Raw genomic sequence first — 19,489 nt, 5'->3', positions numbered from 1 at the left:
CTATCCCTCCAACTGAATTCCTCTGGAAACACTTAACGCAAGTCCCATTTCTGCTAAGAGGAATGATGCCGAAGTACCACCATAACTGATAAAAGGAAGTGTGATACCGGTATTTGGAATACTGTTGGTTACAACGGCGATATTAAGGATTACCTGAATGGCAATGTGAGCCATAATACCAACCACCAGCAATGCACCATATAAATCTTTCGCATTATTGGCAATTACCATAAAACGCCACAGCATTAAGATAAACAGCAAAATCAGGCAGATTGCTCCGAATAATCCAAGTTCCTCACAGATGATGGAAAATACCATATCATTCTGCGCTTCCGGTACGAACCCAAGCTTCTGCATACTGGCACCAAGTCCTTTTCCAAAAAGTCCTCCAGAACCAATGGCATATAAGCCCTGCATGGTCTGATAACCTTTATCATAATTCTCCGGATGGAGCCAGATTTTGATACGTTCTGCACGATAGCTTGCCAGTACAATAAAGACTGCTCCGAAAGCGAATACTGCGATTGCCATTCCCACAAACTGCGCATATTTCGGGCTTGCCACGAACGCCATTGCCACTGCGATACCCACAATGATAATCGCGGTACTTAAGTTCGTATAAGCAACCGGTCCAACCAGCGGAAGCAGTAAAACCATTACCTTCATCAGTTCCTTCAGATCGCCAATCTTCTTTTGCATGCGGCTGATTACCGTTGCAAGAAAAATAATGACAGCAAGCTTTGCAAACTCAGATGGCTGGAAAGAAAGCGGACCAAGGCGGAACCATCTGGTAGAACCATTTCCATTCGATCCTAAAAAGATAACGGAAACGCACAGTAAAAATGCGCCTATGTATGCCACACCATACAGTCTCTTCCACACATGATAATCAATCTTGGAAATCACAAACATGGCAGCAAATCCAAGGCAGCATGCAAATGCCTGCCGCTTTAGATAATGAGTTCCATCGCCATACTCAATCTGTGCATTATAAGAACTGGTGCTGTACAGCATAACCAGACCAAAACACACTAAGAAAATAATAACAAACAAAAGTGTATAGTCAAAATATTTAATTGTCTTTTCTTTTGTGCCTGATTTTCTTCCCGGTCTGCGGCCCATAAATCACTACTCCTTTAAATTGCGCACCAAATCCTTAAATATTCTTCCTCGTTCTTCGTAGCTTTTAAACATATCCCAGCTTGCACATGCCGGTGATAATAATACGGCATCACCGGAAACTGCATTGTCATAGCAGATATTTACGGCCTCTTCGAGACTGTCTGCGAATACATACTCTGTAAATCCATGTCTCTTTGCACAGTCTGCAATCTTCTCTTTTGTTACTCCGATTAATACTAATTTCTTTACTTTACCATCGAAGCTTTCTATCCATTCATCATATTCAGACTGCTTATCATAGCCACCGCCAATGAGAAGTGTCGGACGGTTCATTGCCTGAATTCCCTTAATCGCTGCATCCGGGTTTGTTCCCTTGGAATCGTTATAGAATTTTACGCCACGTTTCTCCGTAACATATTCAATTCTATGCTCTACTGCCTGGAACTCACGCAGTGTTTTTACAATGACATCCATCGGTACTCCGATACTTATGGTCATGGCAACTGCCGCCATAACATTTTCATAATTATGGGTTCCAAGAATATTTAGCTCATTGACATCAATGACTTCTTCCTCTTTGCCCTCAGAGACATAAATAATCTTCTCACCACTTAAATAACATCCATTCTGTACCGGCTTTTTACTGTCAAACCAGAGCACTTTCATGGATAAGGATTCCCCAAATTTGCGAAGTACTTCATCCTCATAATTTAAGACGCAGACATCGTTTGCTTTCTGATTCTTTGTAATGTCCTCTTTTGCCTTAATATAATTTTCCATGGTATGATGACGGTTCAGATGATCCGGTGTAATATTTAAAATAGCAGATACATCCGGAGCAAAATCTACAATTGTCTCTAACTGGAAACTGCTGATTTCTGCTGCTGTTACCGTTTCTTCTGTGGTATCTGCCGCTACCGATGTATATGGAATTCCAATATTTCCTACGACTTTTACATCCTTAAAGTAATTGGATAAAATTTCTCCCACCAGTGTAGTGGTTGTCGTCTTGCCATTCGTTCCTGTAATTGCAAGGATTTTTCCTTTTGCCACCTGATAAGCAAGCTCAATCTCACCAATAATCGTAATTTTCTTATCACGCATGGCATTTACCAATGGTAAATCGGTTGGAACACCCGGACTTAACACAACAAAATCCAGTTTATCCATCACTTCTTCCGGAAGGGTGCCCACATAGATTTCTGCCTTGGCAAAGCTCTCCGATTTTTCTTTGATTTCTGCTACACTCTGCTTTTCATTTCCTTCAAAAACGAAAATATTCGCATTCTGTTTTTCTAACAGCTCTGCTGCAGCAATTCCACTTTTCCCAGAGCCAAATACCAGTACATTTTTCTCCTGAAATTCCATTTTATTCACTCCTGTCTCTTTATAATCCAATCAATGCAACCAGACATAAGATTGCTGTTACAATTGAAAATACTGCCACTACCCTGGTCTCTGACCAGCCACCTAATTCAAAGTGGTGATGAATCGGAGCCATACGGAAAATTCTCTTTCCACCTGTTTTTTTAAAATAGGTTACCTGAATGATAACAGATAATACTTCTACCAGATAAATCAGTCCCACAATCAGAAGGAAAATTGGCATCTGAAGCATATATGCGGTAGCTGCCACAAATCCACCCAGTGCAAGAGAACCGGTATCTCCCATAAATACACTTGCCGGATATACATTAAACAGAAGGAATCCCATCAATGCACCTACTACAGCACAGGTAATCGGTTCGATTCCGCTGTTGGTTCCCACTGCAACTACAGTAAAGAAGGTTGCTACGATAATGGTTACGCTGGTAGCAAGACCATCTAAGCCATCGGTAAAGTTGACTCCGTTTACAGTTCCGATTACTGCAAAATACATGACCGGAATTGCAAGCCAGCCAATATTCCAGTATTTTCCACCGGAAAATGGAAGCAGCATTGTAAGGGAAACATCTGAAAACTTCACCATGTATACCACAAAAACAGTGGTCACTACAAGCTGGCATAACATTTTCTGCCATGCAAGCAGTCCATCCGACCGTCTCAGTACAACCTTCAAATAATCATCTAAAAATCCAATTACGCCAAATCCTACTACCATAAAGAGAATCGGAATAATCTTCGGATAATCTTTTACATAAATCAGACTGGTTACAATAATACTTGCGATAATCATCAATCCACCCATGGTAGGGGTTCCCATTTTCTTCTGATGGGATTCAAGCTCTTTCCGCTCCGTCTGACCAACTTTCAATCTTCTTAAAAAAGGAATTACGACCGGTCCTAACAATGCACTCACTGCAAAAGCGATAATAACCGGAAGAATAACATGATACGTCATAACTGCACCTCTTTTTATTTTCTTTTTGTATATCATTTCAACTTATCTAGTATACGTTATTTAGAGATTTCCTGCAAGATATCTTCCCAAAGTTTCACGGATTTTCCTGAATTTCCGCATCTTCTGTAACCAGTGCCTGCTCAATGCCAAGATATGGCAGAATATTGGAAAACAAATCCCGGCAGACCGGTGCTGCTATGGTTCCACCATAATAAACGCCTTGTGGATTATTGATAATAATTAAGGCAAGTACCTGCGGATCGTCAGCCGGAGCAAAGCCTAAAAAAGAAGAAATATACCTTTTTTCACTACGTGGAAGCGTCTGGGACGTTGCGGTTTTGCCGCCAATAGAAAAGCCTTCAAGAGCCGCATTCTTTCCACTGCCCTCAGATACTACTTTTTCCAGCAAATAGCGCATGGTGGTGGAAGTTTCTTCGCTTACAATATGTTCCTTTTGTCCATAGACAAAAGTATGTGTCACTTCTCCTTCTGCATTTTTCGTCTCCACGCCAAAATGCGGCGTCACACGGTTTCCTCCATTTATAATAGAGGAAACCGTAGTTGCAAGCTGAATCGGTGTAATCTGGAAGGACTGCCCAAAGGACATGGTTGCAAGCTCCACCTGACCGATATTTTCTCTTTTATGCATAATGGTGGATGCTTCCCCCGGTAAATCTATATTTGTCCTGGATAATAAACCAAACTGTTCAAAATAATCGCAGAAGCGGTCGGAACCGATACGAAGTCCGATTTCTATGAACACCGGGTTGCAGGAATTCATAATGCCATGGGTAAAATCCTCTGCCCCATGCCCTCCCACTTTATGGCATCGGATTCTCCTGTCCTCCACAATCTTATATCCCGGACAGTTAAACTGGTCAGAAAGACTTACTTTTCCCTCCTCCAAGGCTGCGGATGCTGTTATTATCTTAAAAGTGGATCCCGGTTCATAAGTGTCATTGATGCACTGGTTTCTCCACATTTTATTTAAAGCATCCTGCTTCTCCTCTTCGCTCAATTCCGTGTCATTCTCCGTATTTAAGGCAAAAGGTTCATTGAGATTAAACTCCGGTTCATTTACCATAGCAAGAATTTCGCCGTTCTGTGGGTTCATCACAAGGATGCTGACACTATCTGCCTGTTTTTCCTCCCGCACCTTTACTGCCGCCTGCGCTGCATACATCTGGATATTATAATCAAGACTTAAATAAAGGTCATCTCCTTCTACCGGCTCACTCCGCCGCTCTCCGGCATTTTTGATCTCTACGCCTCTGGCATCTGTCAATGTAAGTATCTTTCCATTGATGCCCTCCAGATATTCATCATATTTTACTTCTATTCCGATAATTCCCTGATTGTCCCCGCCAGTAAATCCGATTACTTTAGAAGCCAGTTCATTATAAGGATAATACCGTTTATAATCTTCATCGATCTTCACGCCCGCCAGTTCATAAGATCGAATCGCATCTCCGGTTTCTTTCTCCACATTCGTCTTAATCCGTTCAATGGAACTAACCTTCTCTACCCGCTTCCGCACTGTCTCTTCTGACATGCCAAGCTCTTTTGTTAAAACTGCAATTACCTTTTCCGGGTCTTCTATCTGGCTGTGAATCACAGAAATCGTACATACCGTCTTATTTTCTGCTAAAACCACACCATTTCTGTCATAAATATTTCCTCTTGCCGCCTTGATATCCCTTTCTCTTTCATGGAGATTCTCCGCCCGGACCCCATAGTATTCTGAACAGAATATCATAAGATACACCAGTCGTCCCATCAGAAATACCATCAGCAGTAATGCTGCCACAAAAATAATCATAATTTTTCGTCGGTTAAAGGTTTTATTCCGATAGATGCAAAATCTGTTTTCTTCTTCCTCCTGCATTTTTTGCTGAAACATAAAAACATAACCTCATAAAAGCAGTTATTATAATCTATTACAACTTTTACAAGGTTATGTTGTTTTCTCTATTGTGCTACATCCTGTGGCTGTAAACCATCCTCCGGTGGTACTGTTTCCTCTGCAATATCCGGTGTCTGGTCTACCATAGAATCCTCCGGTGCAGAATCCGGAACATCTGTTGTTCCATCTGCCGGTGCTTCTGCCGGGTCTGTCTCTTCTGTTACAACAATGTCCTCATCCGGATAAATATTAAGATAAGGCAATGTCTCTTCGAAAATTCCCTTTGCGATTTCCTGTGCAAAGGTACTGTGAAACTCTTCTTCTGCGTTTGGTTCGTCTACTACTACATATACCAAAAGCTGCGGATTGTCTACTGGTGCAAAACCGATAAAGGAAACCAGATAATTTCCCTGTCCTCGAGGAAGCTTCTGTGCTGTTCCGGTCTTTCCACCCATAGAGTATCCCGGCACTTTTGCATATTTTCCGGTACCATCGGAAACCGTTGCATAAAGATACTGTTTTAATAATTCACTGGTAGATGAAGACACTGTTTTCTTTAACAAGGTTCCATTGTCTTCCTGTATGACATTCCCATTTTCATCTGTTATTTTCTTTACCACATGTGGCTGATAATAGTTACCACCATTAATAATGGAACAAAAAGCACTTGCCACCTGTATCATGGTAACATTAAAGTTCTGTCCAAAGGAATTGGTAGCCAGGTTAATGGTGCTTAGCTGGTCTTCGGTATAAATTAAGGAATCAGTTCTAGCTTCTCCCGGTAAATCAATGTTTGTCTTGGTACCAAAGCCGAAAATCTGCTGATACTTGGAGAAATTCTCAGGTCCGATATCATAAGACATCTGCATCAGGGCATCATTACAGGAATTCTTTAAGGCATCTTCTACTGTTTCAAGTCCATGTCCGTTGGTATTTACACAGTGAATGTCATGACCGGAAATCGTCTCGTATCCATCACAGATAAAAGTACGGTTCGGGTCTAAAGTTCCGGTATCCAGACCACAGGCTACGGTAAAAGGTTTTACGGTAGAGCCCGGTTCATAAGTATAAGTAATGCAGAAATTAGACCATAACTGGTTTAAAGCATCCAGTTCTGCATCGTCATCCATAGCATCAATTTCTTCCTGGGTATAATAGGCAGACAAATCCCTTGGATTACTACTGTCATAATTTGGATAATTTGCCATGGCAAGCACTTCAGCATTCTGGGGGTTCATTACAATAACTCCCACATGTTTACTTCCAGCACCTTCTCTTGCTGCATCCCTGTATTCTTCTTCAAATGCAGCAATCTTATCTTCTACGATTTTCTGGATATTTGCATCAATGGTCAGTGTAACATCATTACCATTCTGGGCATCGATTACTGTCTTCTCAAAATTACTGTCGGAATTCAGATAACCATATTCTCTTCCGTTGGTTCCATTCAAAACACTGTTATAGGAATTTTCCACTCCATTCATTCCCAGATTACCGCTGGTAGTAAATCCTACTACCGCACTGGCTAGAGAACCATATGGATATTCTCTCTGGTATTCTTTTTCAAACCAGACTCCATTAATTTTTCCTTTTTTCTCTGCATCGCCGCTCTTCTTATCGGAAGCTTCCTTTTCTGCCGCCTGCATATCTTCAAACGCCCGAATCTCTTCATAGCTTAATTTCTTTGCCAGAACATTGTACTGGCTCTTTGGCTTATCCGTAATCAGATTACGTAAATCGGTTTCATTCAGCTGTGGGAAACAGGTTATCAGTGCATCGATGGTCGGGTCAATATCTGCCGAATCACTGTTTAATACCTTACAGTCTAATATCACATTGTATACATCCACGCTGGTTGCAAGTATCGTTCCCTTGCAGTCTGTAATATTTCCACGCTGATAAGGAATGACCGTACTGTCATATTTCTGCTGGGATAATACTTTCTTTTCGTATTTCTTTCCACTGGTGTGTTCAATATACATCAATCTTACAATTAATCCCAACAAAAGTAGTGCTATTATTACAAACAGCACTACAAGTTTCTTTTGCATTTTCTTACTAAATTTTGCTATTTTCTTTCCGCCGCGTCTCTTTCCTGCCATTTTACCACCACGTTTGTTTCCTACTTATTCGGAATATCCTCAAACTGATTCATATAATCTTCTTTATCAACCGTATAATGTATAATCTGGTCCGGTCCCGCATAGCTCATGCCAAGCTGGTTCATTGCTATATCCTTGATGGTTGAAAGATCTACTGCTGTCTCGATTCTTTTTTCTGCCGCATCATTATCTGCCTTTAATTCAGCTACCTGGCTTTCTAATGCAGAAATTGTCTTTAAATGCGTTGTAATTCCAGACTGCAGACGGATATACAGTACTGCTGCCACACACATAACCAGCAGCGATACAGATAAAAATGCCACATAACCCAAATCCATATGTGCTGACTTCTCCTGATTCTTCTGCGCCATACGTCTGTTGCGCTGTCTGATTTCCTCCCGCTGCTTTTCTTCCTGTTCTCTGCGATAATCCGGTGCAGCTTCTAATTTACGGACAGTGTTTCCATCTATGTAAGTCTGTGTTCGATAATTTCTTCTTGTCTTCTCCATTTTCACGTCTCTCCCTAGTCATTGATATGCCGTTCAAATACTCTTAATTTTGCGCTTTTTGCTCTCGGATTCTCTTCCATTTCAGATTTTGTTGGAAGAATCGGTTTTCTAGTGATTACTTTTCCTTTTGGTTTCCTGCCACATACACACACCGGAAATTCTTTCGGACAGGTACATGGATTTTCATTTTTGCGAAAGATGTTCTTTACAATTCTGTCTTCCAGGGAATGGAAGGTAATGATACAGATTCTTCCATCTTCCTCTAAAAGGTCTATCATCTCATCCAGGGTATCCGATAAGACTTCCAGCTCACGATTCAGTTCAATACGAATTGCCTGAAACGTTCTCTTTGCCGGATGTCCGCCAGTACTCTGCACTTTCATCGGTATGGATGCCCGGATAATTGCGGTCAGCTCTCCGGTTGTCTCAATTGGTTTCTTTGCCCGGGCTGCGACAATATGCTTTGCAATATTCTTTGCGAACCGGTCTTCCCCATAGTCTCTTATGATACGATACAGCTCTGATTCACTGTAATCATTTACAATATCTTTTGCCGTTAATGTCTGACGCTGATCCATTCTCATGTCCAGTGGTGCATCTTCCTCCCGGTAGGTAAATCCACGCTCCGGTGTATCTAACTGAAAGGAAGATACTCCCAGATCAAGAAGGATTCCATTTACCTTCGTCACTCCGATACGATTCAATTCTTCTTTCATATTGCAGTAATTGCTGCGGATAATGGTTACTTTATCAGAATAATCCTTTAACCGCTCACTGGCTGCTGCAATTGCATCTTCGTCCTGGTCAATTCCTATCAGCCTTCCGTTCTCATTCAGCCTTTTTACAATTTCGGAAGAATGTCCCGCTCCACCGAGCGTTCCATCTACATAAATTCCGTCCGGGCGAATATTCAGATTGTCTATGGTCTCATGCAAGAGAACCGATGTGTGTTTAAATTCCATGTTCACTCCTTTAGATACTCAAGCCAAGTTCTGCCATGTGCTCTGCAACTTCATCCATGTCATCATAAGTATTGGTATCCTGCCATCTGTTCTTGTCCCAAATCTCAATTCGCTTTAAGACTCCGACTGATACGACTTCTTTCTCTAATCCGGCAAATTCTCTTAACACTGCCGGAAGAAGAATTCTTCCCTGCTTGTCCACTTCACAGGTTGTTGCTCCTGCAAAGAAGAAACGTGAGAATTTTCTTGCATCTTTTGAGGTAAGTGGTACGTTGCGGAATTTTTCTTCAATGTTCTGCCATTCTTCATTTGGGTACACAAAAAGACACCCATCCAAACCCTTCGTTACTACAAACTCATCACCGAGCTGTTCTCTGAATTTGGAAGGAACAATCATTCTGCCCTTGGCGTCTATGTTGTGACTGTACTCTCCCATGAACATTGTCAAACACCTCAGTCCGGTTGCTATTTATCCACAAAGTTATCAACTTATCCACCACTTTGTGCCATTTTCAACCACTTTCCTCCACTTATGAATACATATTACCCCACTTTTGGGAAAAAATCAATATACTACACATAAAAATGCACAAAAAAAGAAGCACATTTCTCAATGTACTTCTTTCCACTTACTCTTTACTTTTATCTTATTGGTACAAGTTCTTTTTGCTCACATAGCGATACATAGTTCTCAATCAGTCTGTCCACTTCCAGGCTCAGGTCATAGCATTCATCCATACTTTTCGCTCGTTCCAGTGCTTCATCCAGTCGGATTCTTGCACGTTCAATCGCAATGCGAAGTGCTTCCCTTTCATCCATAAGCATTTCTCCTATGCTGTGTCCCATCTCTGTGTTGTTCTTTGTAAATTCATTTTACTCTGCTCATCACCAAAAATCAAACAAAATATAACATCTTTTTTCGTCAATATTCGACAGCAAGCGGCATTTTTTCCTTATGCTGTGTTTTATAAAACAAATCGGCAATGGCCTCCACCAGCATCCGGTTGGTTGCTACTATATTCCGAATATCTGTTTCTATATTAATTTTTCTTCCAAGATACTGTTTATGCCTCTCTAAAATATATTCATACAGTGCCTCTGCATCAGAAAAATCAGCCTGCACTTTTTCTCCTGCTTCCATATTCCGGCTCATAATATAATTTTTAAGGCTTCGCTTCAATTGTTCTTCATAGGAACAATGATCCTTTAAGTTTCCCGGATAAATCTTGTTATGCGGATAAGTAAAATAATCAGCTACATAATGCGTTACCTGCCCGAGATTCATATAATACCGGCGTTTACGGGTCAGTTTCCCCTGCTGTTTACCGAAAATCAATTGATTCACCATCTTTTTCACATCCGGAAACGTCCCATTGATTTCATGTTTCTTATATACAAAAGATGGTTTGCAATCCGGCAGGATGCTGCCAATATAAAAAGACAGTCTATGTTTCTTAAGTTCTTCATCCTCTGTATTCTTTGCAATATAACGTGCCAGCAAAATATGTGATTTTTTTCTCATTTGCTTCCTCCTGTTTACCATCTACACCTTACACATTACTTCTGCTTTATTTATGCTTCAATCACATTATACTTTCTTTCATCTCATTTACAATAGTATTTTTCTTAAGATTCTTCTAAATTTCTGTGTCCAATCTGTTAAGAGTAGACACAGAAATATTTTGCTAAAACTTACTGATATTCCACTTTTTAGGAACAACAGAAGCTGGCACACTCTGTTTCCATACAGGTACAGGCATTCGTTCCGGCTACCTGGATGTCTTTTGCATGACATTTTCTTCCTTCATTGAATTTACAGTTTACTGCCTCACAGGTAACATCGCTCATCTTAGGCGGTTTACCGGTCGAATTGGCACATCCACAGTTTTTCTTCTCTTCAAAACTTCCACAGCTTGTCTCACTGTTGCGGTTTGCATGTGCACCCTCTACCGTAATATTTCCACGGCAACAGCAATCATCTTTCTGGAAACTGCAGCTTCTTACAGAACATTTTAATTCTGTCACAAAAATCATCTCCTTTCTTTCGTTACATGTTTAGTATCTCCAAAGGAAATCTTTTTATGTTACCAACTTCATGTAAAAAAGAATGTACCTTGACACATTCTCGTGCCTGCGGCGGCTGCTTTCCTGTAAAGTAAAAAAGACTGTTGTCCGGTGCAAATTGCCAGCAACAGTCTTTTTGAATCCATGTAAATTATAAAATTAAAAATTAGATTTTATTGCATTTTTATTTTTCTTCTGCAACTTCTTCCTTACGGATTTCCTTTGTACGAATCTCTTCGCAGATTGCATCAATGAATTCTCCTAAAGGTTTTACACCTTCATCTCCTGCAAAACGGCTTCTTACGGATACGGTTCCGTCCTCTGCCTCCTGCTGACCAACTACCAGCATGTACGGCAGCTTATCCAGTCTTGCTTCACGAATCTTGAATCCGATTTTCTCAGAACGGTTATCAACCGTTACATCTACATCATGAGCTGCTAATTCTTTTCTTACCTGCTCTGCATAGTCTGCATATTTTTCAGAAATCGGCAATACTCTTACCTGTTCCGGGCAAAGCCAGGTTGGGAATTTTCCTGCATAATGTTCAATCAGCCATGCAAGGGTACGCTCATAACATCCCATGGATGTACGATGGATAATCCAAGGAAGTACTTTCTCACCCTTCTCATCGATATAGTACATGCCAAACTTCTCTGCACTTGCACAATCAAGCTGGATGGTAACCATGGTATCTTCTTTTCCATATACATTCTTTGCCTGAATATCAATCTTTGGTCCGTAGAATGCAGCTTCCCCATCTGCTTCTGTATACTTGATGCCATTCTTATCCATAACATCACGCAGATACTGCTGGGTACTGTTCCAATATGCTTCGTCGCCCAGATATTTTTCTTTGTTGTTCGGATCCCATTTGGACAGACGGTAAGTAACATCTCCATCGATACCAAGTGTAGTCATTACATAATGGCAAAGCTCAGTACATCTGGTAAGTTCTTCTTCCGCCTGTTCCGGGCAAAGAATAATATGTGCCTCTGTAATAGTAAACTGTCTGACACGGGTAAGTCCATGCATCTCTCCGGAGTCCTCATTCCGGAACAATGTAGAAGTCTCTGACATCCGATATGGCAGATCTCTGTAAGAGTGCTGTTCATTCATGTATACATAATACTGGAATGGACAGGTCATCGGACGCAGTGCCATTGTCTCTTTGTCGTCGCTGTCCTTATTTAAAATGAACATTCCATCCATGTAGTGATCCCAGTGTCCGGAAATCTTATAGAGGTCACTCTTTGCCATCAGCGGAGTTCTGGTACGTACATAACCCCACTCTTTATCCTCTAAGTCTTCTATCCAACGCTGCAGTTTCATAATCATCTTGGTTCCCTTTGGTGTAAATAAAGGAAGTCCCTGTCCGATAACATCAACAGTGGTAAATAATCCCATTTCACGACCAAGTTTGTTATGGTCACGGCGTTTGGCATCTTCTAATTTCTCTAAGTATTCTTTTAACTCTTCCTTCTTATTAAAAGCAGTACCATAAATTCTCTGTAATCTTGCTTTGTCAGAATTACCTCTCCAATATGCCATGGAAGATGATGTCAGCTTAAATGCCTTTACGCCCTTGGTTGTCATCAGATGTGGGCCAGCACATAAATCTACGAAGCCGCCCTGGTCATAGAAAGAAATTTCTTCTCCCTCTGGTAATTCTTCAATCAGTTCTACTTTGTATGGCTCATTACGTTCCTGCATGAATTTGATTGCTTCCTCTCTTGGAAGTGTGAATCGTTTTAATTCATGACCTTCCTTGATAATCTTCTTCATCTCTGCTTCCAGATTATCGAGGTCTTCTCTTGAAAATGGGGCATGATCAAAATCATAATAGAATCCATCTTCAATTGCCGGTCCGATCGTAATCTTTGCATCCGGGAATAATTTCTTTACCGCCTGAGCCAGCACATGGGATGCAGTATGGCGGATTACCTTTAATCCTTCTTCATCACTTGCTGTTATAATATTTAAATTGCAGTCCTTGTCAAGAACGGTTCGTAAATCCACCACTTCTCCGTCTACTTCACCGGCGCATGCAACTCTTGCAAGGCCTTCGCTGATATCTGCTGCAATATCATAGACTGATTTTGCTTCACTGTACTCTTTTACTGAGCCATCTTTTAATGTGATTTTCATGTTCAAGTCTCCTTTTCTTATTATATTAGTATTAATAACTGCAAAGTAAAAAATCCCTGATGCATAAAATTTATGCATCAGGGACGATACTCTATCGTGGTTCCACCCTGCTTGCTGTACTTATCGTACAACCGCTCATTCTGATGATAACGGAATCACCGGACCGGATTGGGGTCACTCAGAGCTGGTCTTCACATTACGCTCCATCAGAATACTCTCACCAGATGTATTCCTCTCTTTGACTTCCTGTTATGCTACTCGTCTCTTCTTTGTTTTGTCCTTTTGACAAAAGCTATTGTATACTCTTTTTTCTGCTATGTAAAGAGTTTTTCTGTGAAATATTTTCCAAATGTTTTCCAAAATATTTTATTCTTATCTTCCGCAGCAGAATTTATATTTCTTTCCACTTCCACAAGGACACGGATCATTTCTTCCGACTTTCTTTCCAACTACAACAGTGCCGGATTTCTTCTGCTCTAAATAAAGCTTTCTCTTGGTATCTGCATCAAAAATTTCATCCCACTGTGGTAATTCATAGAGCCAGTCAGCTTTGGCATCTACCATGTTCTTGTATAATTTTTCTTTATCGAATGCAAGGCTTACCTTGGTATCCTCTTCCATAGTATCAATTGGGTTTGGTGTTACCAGGCTGTCATTGATTCCATCTAAGAATCCAGTCATATCCATAATGCTGAGGTCGTATTTCTCTGCCAGCTCTTTTACAGTTCCTTCTACCTTCTCATCCGGGTTTGCTAAAAGCTTCTCATATACGCCCTTCTCTAACATAAAATATCTCTGCCAGAACTTCTGTAATTTTCCTCTATCTGCCTGCTGATCATAAGCAATCTTCTGCCATTCTTCTAATAATGCCATTGTTCATATCCATCCTTTAATCCATATTTAGTCGTATAACGCTTGTTTCAGTATAGCATATTTTGTGCTTTTTTCAAGTATTTATCCTCTGCAACTTTACATTTTCTGATTGACTATCTGCTGTCAAATGTTAAAATAATGTATATTGCTTTTTTCTAAAAACAGGTCATCAAAGAAAGTTGAGGTCATATATGAAAAAGACAAAACAGATTCTTGCAATTATCGGTGTTGTACTCTTAGTTGCCCTCTATGTTTCCACTCTTGTTTTTGCATTGATTGGAAGCGATTTTGCCACAAACTGTCTTAAGGCTTCCATCTATGCCACTGTGGTTGTCCCGGTTCTCATCTGGGCTTATACCATGGTATACCGCTTACTTAAGAATCATTACTCTTTAAGAGAAGATTTGGATTCCATCAAAAAAGAAGCTTCCGGGCAGGATGCTTCCGCAAAAACTTCAAATGAACCAAACATCAAAAAAGAGGATTGCGAATAACCACAATCCTCTTTTATAACTTGTCCACTTCTTAAAACTAAGCAAGTTTTGTTTTTGCAAGCTCTGCTAATGTTGCAAATCCTTCTGCATCATTTACAGCCATCTCAGCTAACATTTTACGGTTCATATCAACACCAGCTAATTTTAAACCATACATAAATTTGCTGTAAGATAATCCATTCATTCTTGCTGCTGCGTTAATACGGGCAATCCATAACTGTCTGAACTGTCTCTTTCTCTGTTTTCTTCCTGCATAAGAACTTGTTAAGGCTCTCATGACAGACTGTTTTGCTACTCTATACTGTTTGGAGCGTGCTCCTCTGTAACCTTTAGCTAATTTTAATGTTCTATTATGTTTCTTTTTAGCGTTTAAGCCGCCTTTAATTCTTGCCATGTTCTATTCCTCCTTAACCAATTCTTATAAATATGGTAAAATCTTCTTCATATTCTTAACATTTGTTGCATCTGTCATTGCAGGTTTTCTAAGATTTCTCTTAGTCTTAGTTGTTTTCTTTGTTAAGATATGTCTCTTATAAGCCTTGTTTCTCTTTAATTTTCCTGTTCCTGTTAATTTGAAACGTTTTGCTGCTGCTCTGCTTGTTTTCTGTTTTGGCATAATTTATTCCTCCTTAAAATCATTATCTTTTCTCTGCCAGCACCATACCCATGCTTCTGCCTTCCAGCTTTGGTGCTTTCTCCACTACTGCAATATCTGCAAGTGCTTCTGCAAAATCATCCAGAATATGTTTGCTTGCCTGTACATGTGCCATTTCTCTGCCACGGAAACGAAGTGTAACTTTTACTTTATTTCCTTTGGAAATGAACTTTCTTGCGGCATTCATTTTGGTATTCAAATCATTGGTATCGATATTTGGAGAAAGACGAACTTCTTTTAATTCAACCGTTTTCTGTTTCTTACGTGCTTCCTTCTCTTTTCTTGCAAGCTCATATCTGTATTTACCGTAATCGATAATCTTACATACAGGTGGCTTTGCTCCAGGAGCAATCTTTACTAAATCAAGTTCTGCTTCCTGTGCCAGCTTATATGCTTCTCTTGCCGACATGATACCTAACTGTTCACCATCCGCGCCAATCAGGCGGACTTCCTTATCTCTGATTTGTTCATTGATCATTAACTCGCTAATGGTCGTACACCTCCAAAATTAAATTCACCACAGCTTTGCCAGACAACTTTCCGTTTATTTCCGCAAAAAAAGTGGATAGACAGACTATCCACTTCAAAATGATTCGCTCATTGCATACTCATTATAAACACTTAGTCACTTGATTGTGCTAAGGTGAGAGTGGATACTCTACTTTCTTCAACTTGCTTATAGTACCATATGTCATTTCGTTCGTCAAGCATTATTTTTACCGATATTCGCTTCTGATATTTTCCGCCCTCTCAATAATCGTTTCCGGGAACCCGGTAAAGGAAAGCAGGCGAATTGCATTCTGGGAATTTGCTGGTCCCTTCTGCAATTTATAATCAAATACAATATCCGCTTCTCCAAACTCTTCGGAAAAATGATAATTGTCATAACCAATTTTTTCAAGCTCCGTCAATTCCTTATCATGGGATGCCACAATTGCAATGCAGTTATGATGTGCCAGATATTCCATGATTGCTTTTGAAGCTGCAATACGCTCCTGGGTATTGGTTCCTCTTAAGATTTCATCAATAACACAGATAACCAGTTCATCCTCCGACAAAGCATCCAGGATACGTTTTAAATATTTAATCTCTTTAATAAAATAACTGTCACCGGATAAAATATCGTCTCTTACCGCCATGGAAGTAATCATTTTTGCATGAGGCAGATGCATTCTTTTTGCGGTGCAGGTATGAATGCTCTGTGCCAGTATCACATTGACAGCTATGGTCTTGATAAAGGTTGACTTACCGGAAGCATTGGAGCCTGTGATAATGCAGTTATGCTGAAGTTCCATAGAATTGGTCACTGCTCCATGAAGCAGCGGATGATAAATTTCTTCCATCTCAAGCTGCTTTGCTTCCTCATATTCCGGTACTGTCACAAGAGGCAGACTCTTTCGGAAAGAGCCTGTGCTGACCGCTGCATCCAGTTCTCCTACCACCCGGTAAATCTTAAGATAAGCATCCTGGTTATCCATAAACTGATTCAATACTTTCATATAAGTAAGGATATGCCACTGGGTTACTCCTAGCAGGAAATCCTGCAGCATTTCAAACACATCTCCCATGGCATTTCTGCTCTGGATATTTAGCAGAAATGCCTTCTTATCCATTTTGGCAAATACCGGAAGCAGCGGTGCCAGTTCCTCACATATTTTGTCTTTCCGGTATTCCTGCTCCAGTTCTCGTGCTACCGTAATCAGGTATGCCGCCGTTCCCATCATATGAATCTCCTGGTCAAACTTCAGCCGGACCGTAAAGATATACACCGACAAATTCACAAGAAATACTACCACCAAAGCTGACAGAGCATATATATTATGAAATACGACTGCCGCCACAACAACTACCATCAGCAATATCCGGAGCATCTGATAAACCCAGAGATTTGAAATTGCAAAATCCTCTACTGTCTGGATAAAGGATGGAATATAGTAAGCCTCGTCTCTCTTTCCAAGCTTTGACAAAGTTTCTTCCAGATGATAGCGTTTTTCATCATCTGCTTCACAAAAAGCTATTCTTTTTTCTAAAAGCTCCTCTTCTTCCTTCGTCTGCTTCGCATAATGAAGCTTTGCATATAAAATTTCTTCTCCCATAGTGGAATCACAGTTGTTGATTCTCTGGTACACATCATCCATATTAAGGTCATTCCATGTGACCTCATCCACCTGCTGTGTTCCACCCACAGTATCCAGATAATTTCTTATCAATTCTCTTTTGAATTCCTTTTTCTCAGGTTCTTTTCCATATTTTTCTTTCAGTGTCCGTTTGCAGCGGTTCTTCCAACTTTCTTTTGTCTTAATTGCTGAATAAGTAAATCCTGCAATCATAATTACTACAAGGATTGCTGCTTCCATTTCTTCGCCTTCCTACTGCATGATTCCAATGGTATCTATCCAGTAAATATTATCTTTATCCTTAATTCCATTTACAGTAACGGTATCTCCCGCATGCAGGAAAATCAATTGTTCATTATCAGAAAACTTCTGCCAGTATACCATACCGTCGTCTCCTGCCAGATAAACATAAGTCTCTCCTGCAATCTCAACATACTGCACTTCACTGATTACAAAACTTCTTGTCTCTGTCTCACCTTCCGGAATTATTTTTCCCTTGGCTGCTGTCTGTGCATTACCTGCAGTGCTGTTGCTGTCCCCGGAAGAATTTTCTGCCTCTTCCGGATTCCCAGTGTTTTCTGTACCATCACTGCCTGTCATCTTACGATACTTTGCAAAGCACTCATCGAGACTGGCTGCTGTTGTTACCATATTATAAGATTCTACATTTACCATGCCATAAAGCTTCACTATGCCGCTGGCATCTTTTAATACCATAATATAAGTCGGCTGACCATCTACATTAATCAAAGACGGGAAAGATGCACGGTATCCTTTCTCCTGCACTTCTCCTTCTGCAGCAGCCATTGCAGAGCTTTCATCTGCTCCCGCAATACTGTAATAATGTGCTTCTGAAGTCCGCTCATTTACCAGTATAAACCCGATATTGGAGGCATCATCATTGACAGAAGTAACTCCGGTATAAATCCAGATATCCCCGTCTTTGGCAACATAGCCGAAGTTTGCTTCGTAAGATTCCTCATCTCCGTCTTCATCCTCTACTACCGTTTCCGTACATTTCTTACAGCCTTTTTTGCCGAAGATGCTGTTCATAAATCCATTAGATAATTCTCCATACCAGTTATACTGTTCCACCAGAAGATCCCCGTCAAAGACATCATCCATCCAGTTCGGCACTTCTGATGCATCATAATACTGACAGTCTCCGCTGATTGGGTCACAGCTGATTGCACCCTCAACAGTTTCTCCACCAAATAAACCGATGGTGTATTTGTATACACTGGCAATATAGTATGGTTTTCCATCTTCGTCCACTTCAAAATGAAGATTTCCGAAAAGTTTATCCGGGTAATTCATACGGATATGCCTTCTTAAATCCTTGCCAAAGTAAGCAGACGGAACATAAATCATTCCTTCCTTTACCGGAACATACTGCGCCTTCTGTCCTACCGGATCAACAGTTATATAACCTGGAACACCATTTTCCTTATTTCCCATATATTTAAAGAAGCCGGCATACTCTAATGCAGATACTTTCGTTGGTGCCCCCTGATAATCAATCTGTGTGTAGTCTTCCGATACATTATACTGGCTCACCACTTCTGAAAGGCTTCCGATTTCACGATTACCCAGCAATACTGCACTGTCCGTATCCATTAACGCAATCTTTGATACAGAAGATGCTGTATTGATATCGCTGTTAAAGTCACTGTCTTCGATGGTCAGGATATCTGCATATGCCTGTGCATGGAACATTTTGCTGCCATAAAATAAAAGAATCAGGAACAGAATTCCGATTACTCCAACTGCTGCAAAAATACCGTTTACCGGCTTTTCCAGCTTTCCTGCGGACTTACCTTCCGCCTTCCTGGCTGCCGATACCAACGCACCTATTATTCCTAACGGGAATAACATAACGCCTAATACAAACAGCCATAAACCTCTGGAATGAATATTCAGTGCCGGAAGCAGAAGATAATACATCACTGCCACCCATAAAATATAAATAACCGGAAGTACAATGGACAGCCCCTTTACATGAGGCAGCTTTATCTGCTTTGTTTCAAACTCCATTTTCTTCTTTTTCTTTGCCATACCTAATCTCCCTTTTCTTCTTTGCAATTATTATTGTATTATTTAATTAATACAATAACTCAATTTCAAAATAATGTCAAGTGAAAGCTTTCTTCAAATGGCTGGCAACTAAAAACAGCAGGACGACAAAATGTATTTTCATTTTC

General features: G+C 40.4%; 19 protein-coding genes and 1 other annotated feature. Of the genes, 1 reads left to right on the top strand and 18 read right to left on the bottom strand.

Annotated features, from left to right (window positions below; translation table 11 throughout):
• The 13 genes from ftsW to DXB39_RS01020 form a co-directional block, all read right to left on the bottom strand.
• Positions 1-1,122, bottom strand: coding sequence for a putative lipid II flippase FtsW (gene ftsW / locus DXB39_RS01075; protein WP_117841199.1), 1,122 nt, complete (start codon positions 1,120-1,122; stop codon positions 1-3).
• Positions 1,123-1,128: 6 nt separating this feature from the next.
• On the bottom strand, positions 1,129-2,490 hold the full coding sequence (gene murD / locus DXB39_RS01070; protein ID WP_117841200.1) for a UDP-N-acetylmuramoyl-L-alanine--D-glutamate ligase: 1,362 nt from the start codon (positions 2,488-2,490) through the stop codon (positions 1,129-1,131).
• Positions 2,491-2,509: 19 nt separating this feature from the next.
• Entirely contained in the window at positions 2,510-3,463 is a 954-nt protein-coding gene (gene mraY, locus DXB39_RS01065; RefSeq protein WP_117698314.1) for a phospho-N-acetylmuramoyl-pentapeptide-transferase, read from the bottom strand.
• A 94-nt stretch (positions 3,464-3,557) separates the two neighbouring features.
• Positions 3,558-5,363 (bottom strand): peptidoglycan D,D-transpeptidase FtsI family protein, encoded by a 1,806-nt coding sequence (locus DXB39_RS01060; protein WP_242997837.1) that lies wholly within the window; start codon positions 5,361-5,363, stop codon positions 3,558-3,560.
• A gap of 68 nt (positions 5,364-5,431) precedes the next feature.
• On the bottom strand, positions 5,432-7,468 hold the full coding sequence (locus DXB39_RS01055) for a peptidoglycan D,D-transpeptidase FtsI family protein (protein WP_022243370.1): 2,037 nt from the start codon (positions 7,466-7,468) through the stop codon (positions 5,432-5,434).
• A gap of 20 nt (positions 7,469-7,488) precedes the next feature.
• Positions 7,489-7,977, bottom strand: a complete 489-nt coding sequence (locus DXB39_RS01050; protein ID WP_022243371.1) for a hypothetical protein — start codon at positions 7,975-7,977, stop codon at positions 7,489-7,491.
• A gap of 14 nt (positions 7,978-7,991) precedes the next feature.
• Positions 7,992-8,939: a 16S rRNA (cytosine(1402)-N(4))-methyltransferase RsmH gene (gene rsmH, locus DXB39_RS01045; RefSeq protein WP_117841201.1), complete on the bottom strand. Its 948-nt coding sequence runs from the start codon at positions 8,937-8,939 to the stop codon at positions 7,992-7,994.
• Positions 8,940-8,949: 10 nt separating this feature from the next.
• Positions 8,950-9,381 carry a division/cell wall cluster transcriptional repressor MraZ gene (mraZ, locus tag DXB39_RS01040; RefSeq protein ID WP_022243373.1) on the bottom strand — a complete coding sequence of 144 codons (432 nt, stop codon included), beginning with the start codon at positions 9,379-9,381 and terminating at the stop codon, positions 8,950-8,952.
• A gap of 200 nt (positions 9,382-9,581) precedes the next feature.
• Complete coding sequence (locus DXB39_RS14730; RefSeq protein WP_022243374.1) at positions 9,582-9,758, bottom strand: hypothetical protein; 177 nt, start codon at positions 9,756-9,758, stop codon at positions 9,582-9,584.
• Positions 9,759-9,861: 103 nt separating this feature from the next.
• A complete protein-coding gene (locus tag DXB39_RS01035) occupies positions 9,862-10,461 on the bottom strand; it encodes a zinc dependent phospholipase C family protein (protein ID WP_022243375.1) in 600 nt (199 codons plus the stop codon).
• A 188-nt stretch (positions 10,462-10,649) separates the two neighbouring features.
• A complete protein-coding gene (locus tag DXB39_RS01030) occupies positions 10,650-10,964 on the bottom strand; it encodes a DUF1540 domain-containing protein (protein WP_022243376.1) in 315 nt (104 codons plus the stop codon).
• A gap of 223 nt (positions 10,965-11,187) precedes the next feature.
• Positions 11,188-13,149 carry a threonine--tRNA ligase gene (gene thrS, locus DXB39_RS01025; RefSeq protein WP_117698317.1) on the bottom strand — a complete coding sequence of 654 codons (1,962 nt, stop codon included), beginning with the start codon at positions 13,147-13,149 and terminating at the stop codon, positions 11,188-11,190.
• A 76-nt stretch (positions 13,150-13,225) separates the two neighbouring features.
• Positions 13,226-13,428, bottom strand: a binding site (T-box leader).
• 93 nt (positions 13,429-13,521) lie between these two features.
• Positions 13,522-14,022 (bottom strand): SEC-C metal-binding domain-containing protein, encoded by a 501-nt coding sequence (locus tag DXB39_RS01020; protein ID WP_117841202.1) that lies wholly within the window; start codon positions 14,020-14,022, stop codon positions 13,522-13,524.
• A 191-nt stretch (positions 14,023-14,213) separates the two neighbouring features.
• Between DXB39_RS01020 and DXB39_RS15175 the strand changes: the two genes are divergently transcribed.
• Positions 14,214-14,516: a hypothetical protein gene (locus tag DXB39_RS15175; RefSeq protein WP_330408315.1), complete on the top strand. Its 303-nt coding sequence runs from the start codon at positions 14,214-14,216 to the stop codon at positions 14,514-14,516.
• 37 nt (positions 14,517-14,553) lie between these two features.
• Here DXB39_RS15175 and rplT read toward each other — a convergent pair whose 3' ends face one another.
• The 5 genes from rplT to DXB39_RS00990 all read right to left on the bottom strand — a co-directional run bounded on the left by rplT (position 14,554) and on the right by DXB39_RS00990 (position 19,343).
• Positions 14,554-14,910, bottom strand: a complete 357-nt coding sequence (gene rplT, locus DXB39_RS01010) for a 50S ribosomal protein L20 (RefSeq protein ID WP_022244106.1) — start codon at positions 14,908-14,910, stop codon at positions 14,554-14,556.
• Between the two features lie 24 nt (positions 14,911-14,934).
• Positions 14,935-15,132, bottom strand: a complete 198-nt coding sequence (rpmI, locus tag DXB39_RS01005; RefSeq protein WP_022244105.1) for a 50S ribosomal protein L35 — start codon at positions 15,130-15,132, stop codon at positions 14,935-14,937.
• 22 nt (positions 15,133-15,154) lie between these two features.
• Complete coding sequence (infC, locus tag DXB39_RS01000) at positions 15,155-15,649, bottom strand: translation initiation factor IF-3 (RefSeq protein ID WP_022244104.1); 495 nt, start codon at positions 15,647-15,649, stop codon at positions 15,155-15,157.
• Between the two features lie 238 nt (positions 15,650-15,887).
• Positions 15,888-17,528, bottom strand: coding sequence for a MutS-related protein (locus DXB39_RS00995; protein ID WP_117841203.1), 1,641 nt, complete (start codon positions 17,526-17,528; stop codon positions 15,888-15,890).
• Between the two features lie 12 nt (positions 17,529-17,540).
• Complete coding sequence (locus DXB39_RS00990; protein ID WP_117841204.1) at positions 17,541-19,343, bottom strand: hypothetical protein; 1,803 nt, start codon at positions 19,341-19,343, stop codon at positions 17,541-17,543.
• Positions 19,344-19,489: the final 146 nt, after the last annotated feature.

Source organism: Roseburia sp. OM03-7AC (assembly GCF_003462625.1).
GTDB lineage: Bacteria > Bacillota > Clostridia > Lachnospirales > Lachnospiraceae > Roseburia_C > Roseburia_C amylophila.
This window is presented reverse-complemented; position numbering and strand designations above follow the sequence as displayed.

Excerpts from the sequence above, each read along its gene's own strand:
- ftsW (WP_117841199.1), bottom strand. The coding sequence starts at position 1,122 with ATGGGCCGCAGACCGGGAAGAAAATCAGGCACAAAAGAAAAGACAATT.
- murD (WP_117841200.1), bottom strand. The coding sequence starts at position 2,490 with ATGGAATTTCAGGAGAAAAATGTACTGGTATTTGGCTCTGGGAAAAGT.
- mraY (WP_117698314.1), bottom strand. The coding sequence starts at position 3,463 with ATGACGTATCATGTTATTCTTCCGGTTATTATCGCTTTTGCAGTGAGT.
- DXB39_RS01060 (WP_242997837.1), bottom strand. The coding sequence starts at position 5,363 with ATGTTTCAGCAAAAAATGCAGGAGGAAGAAGAAAACAGATTTTGCATC.
- DXB39_RS01055 (WP_022243370.1), bottom strand. The coding sequence starts at position 7,468 with ATGGCAGGAAAGAGACGCGGCGGAAAGAAAATAGCAAAATTTAGTAAG.
- DXB39_RS01050 (WP_022243371.1), bottom strand. The coding sequence starts at position 7,977 with ATGGAGAAGACAAGAAGAAATTATCGAACACAGACTTACATAGATGGA.
- rsmH (WP_117841201.1), bottom strand. The coding sequence starts at position 8,939 with ATGGAATTTAAACACACATCGGTTCTCTTGCATGAGACCATAGACAAT.
- mraZ (WP_022243373.1), bottom strand. The coding sequence starts at position 9,381 with ATGTTCATGGGAGAGTACAGTCACAACATAGACGCCAAGGGCAGAATG.
- DXB39_RS14730 (WP_022243374.1), bottom strand. The coding sequence starts at position 9,758 with ATGGATGAAAGGGAAGCACTTCGCATTGCGATTGAACGTGCAAGAATC.
- DXB39_RS01035 (WP_022243375.1), bottom strand. The coding sequence starts at position 10,461 with ATGAGAAAAAAATCACATATTTTGCTGGCACGTTATATTGCAAAGAAT.
- thrS (WP_117698317.1), bottom strand. The coding sequence starts at position 13,149 with ATGAAAATCACATTAAAAGATGGCTCAGTAAAAGAGTACAGTGAAGCA.
- DXB39_RS01020 (WP_117841202.1), bottom strand. The coding sequence starts at position 14,022 with ATGGCATTATTAGAAGAATGGCAGAAGATTGCTTATGATCAGCAGGCA.
- DXB39_RS15175 (WP_330408315.1), top strand. The coding sequence starts at position 14,214 with ATGAAAAAGACAAAACAGATTCTTGCAATTATCGGTGTTGTACTCTTA.
- rplT (WP_022244106.1), bottom strand. The coding sequence starts at position 14,910 with ATGGCAAGAATTAAAGGCGGCTTAAACGCTAAAAAGAAACATAATAGA.
- rpmI (WP_022244105.1), bottom strand. The coding sequence starts at position 15,132 with ATGCCAAAACAGAAAACAAGCAGAGCAGCAGCAAAACGTTTCAAATTA.
- infC (WP_022244104.1), bottom strand. The coding sequence starts at position 15,649 with ATGATCAATGAACAAATCAGAGATAAGGAAGTCCGCCTGATTGGCGCG.
- DXB39_RS00995 (WP_117841203.1), bottom strand. The coding sequence starts at position 17,528 with ATGGAAGCAGCAATCCTTGTAGTAATTATGATTGCAGGATTTACTTAT.
- DXB39_RS00990 (WP_117841204.1), bottom strand. The coding sequence starts at position 19,343 with ATGGCAAAGAAAAAGAAGAAAATGGAGTTTGAAACAAAGCAGATAAAG.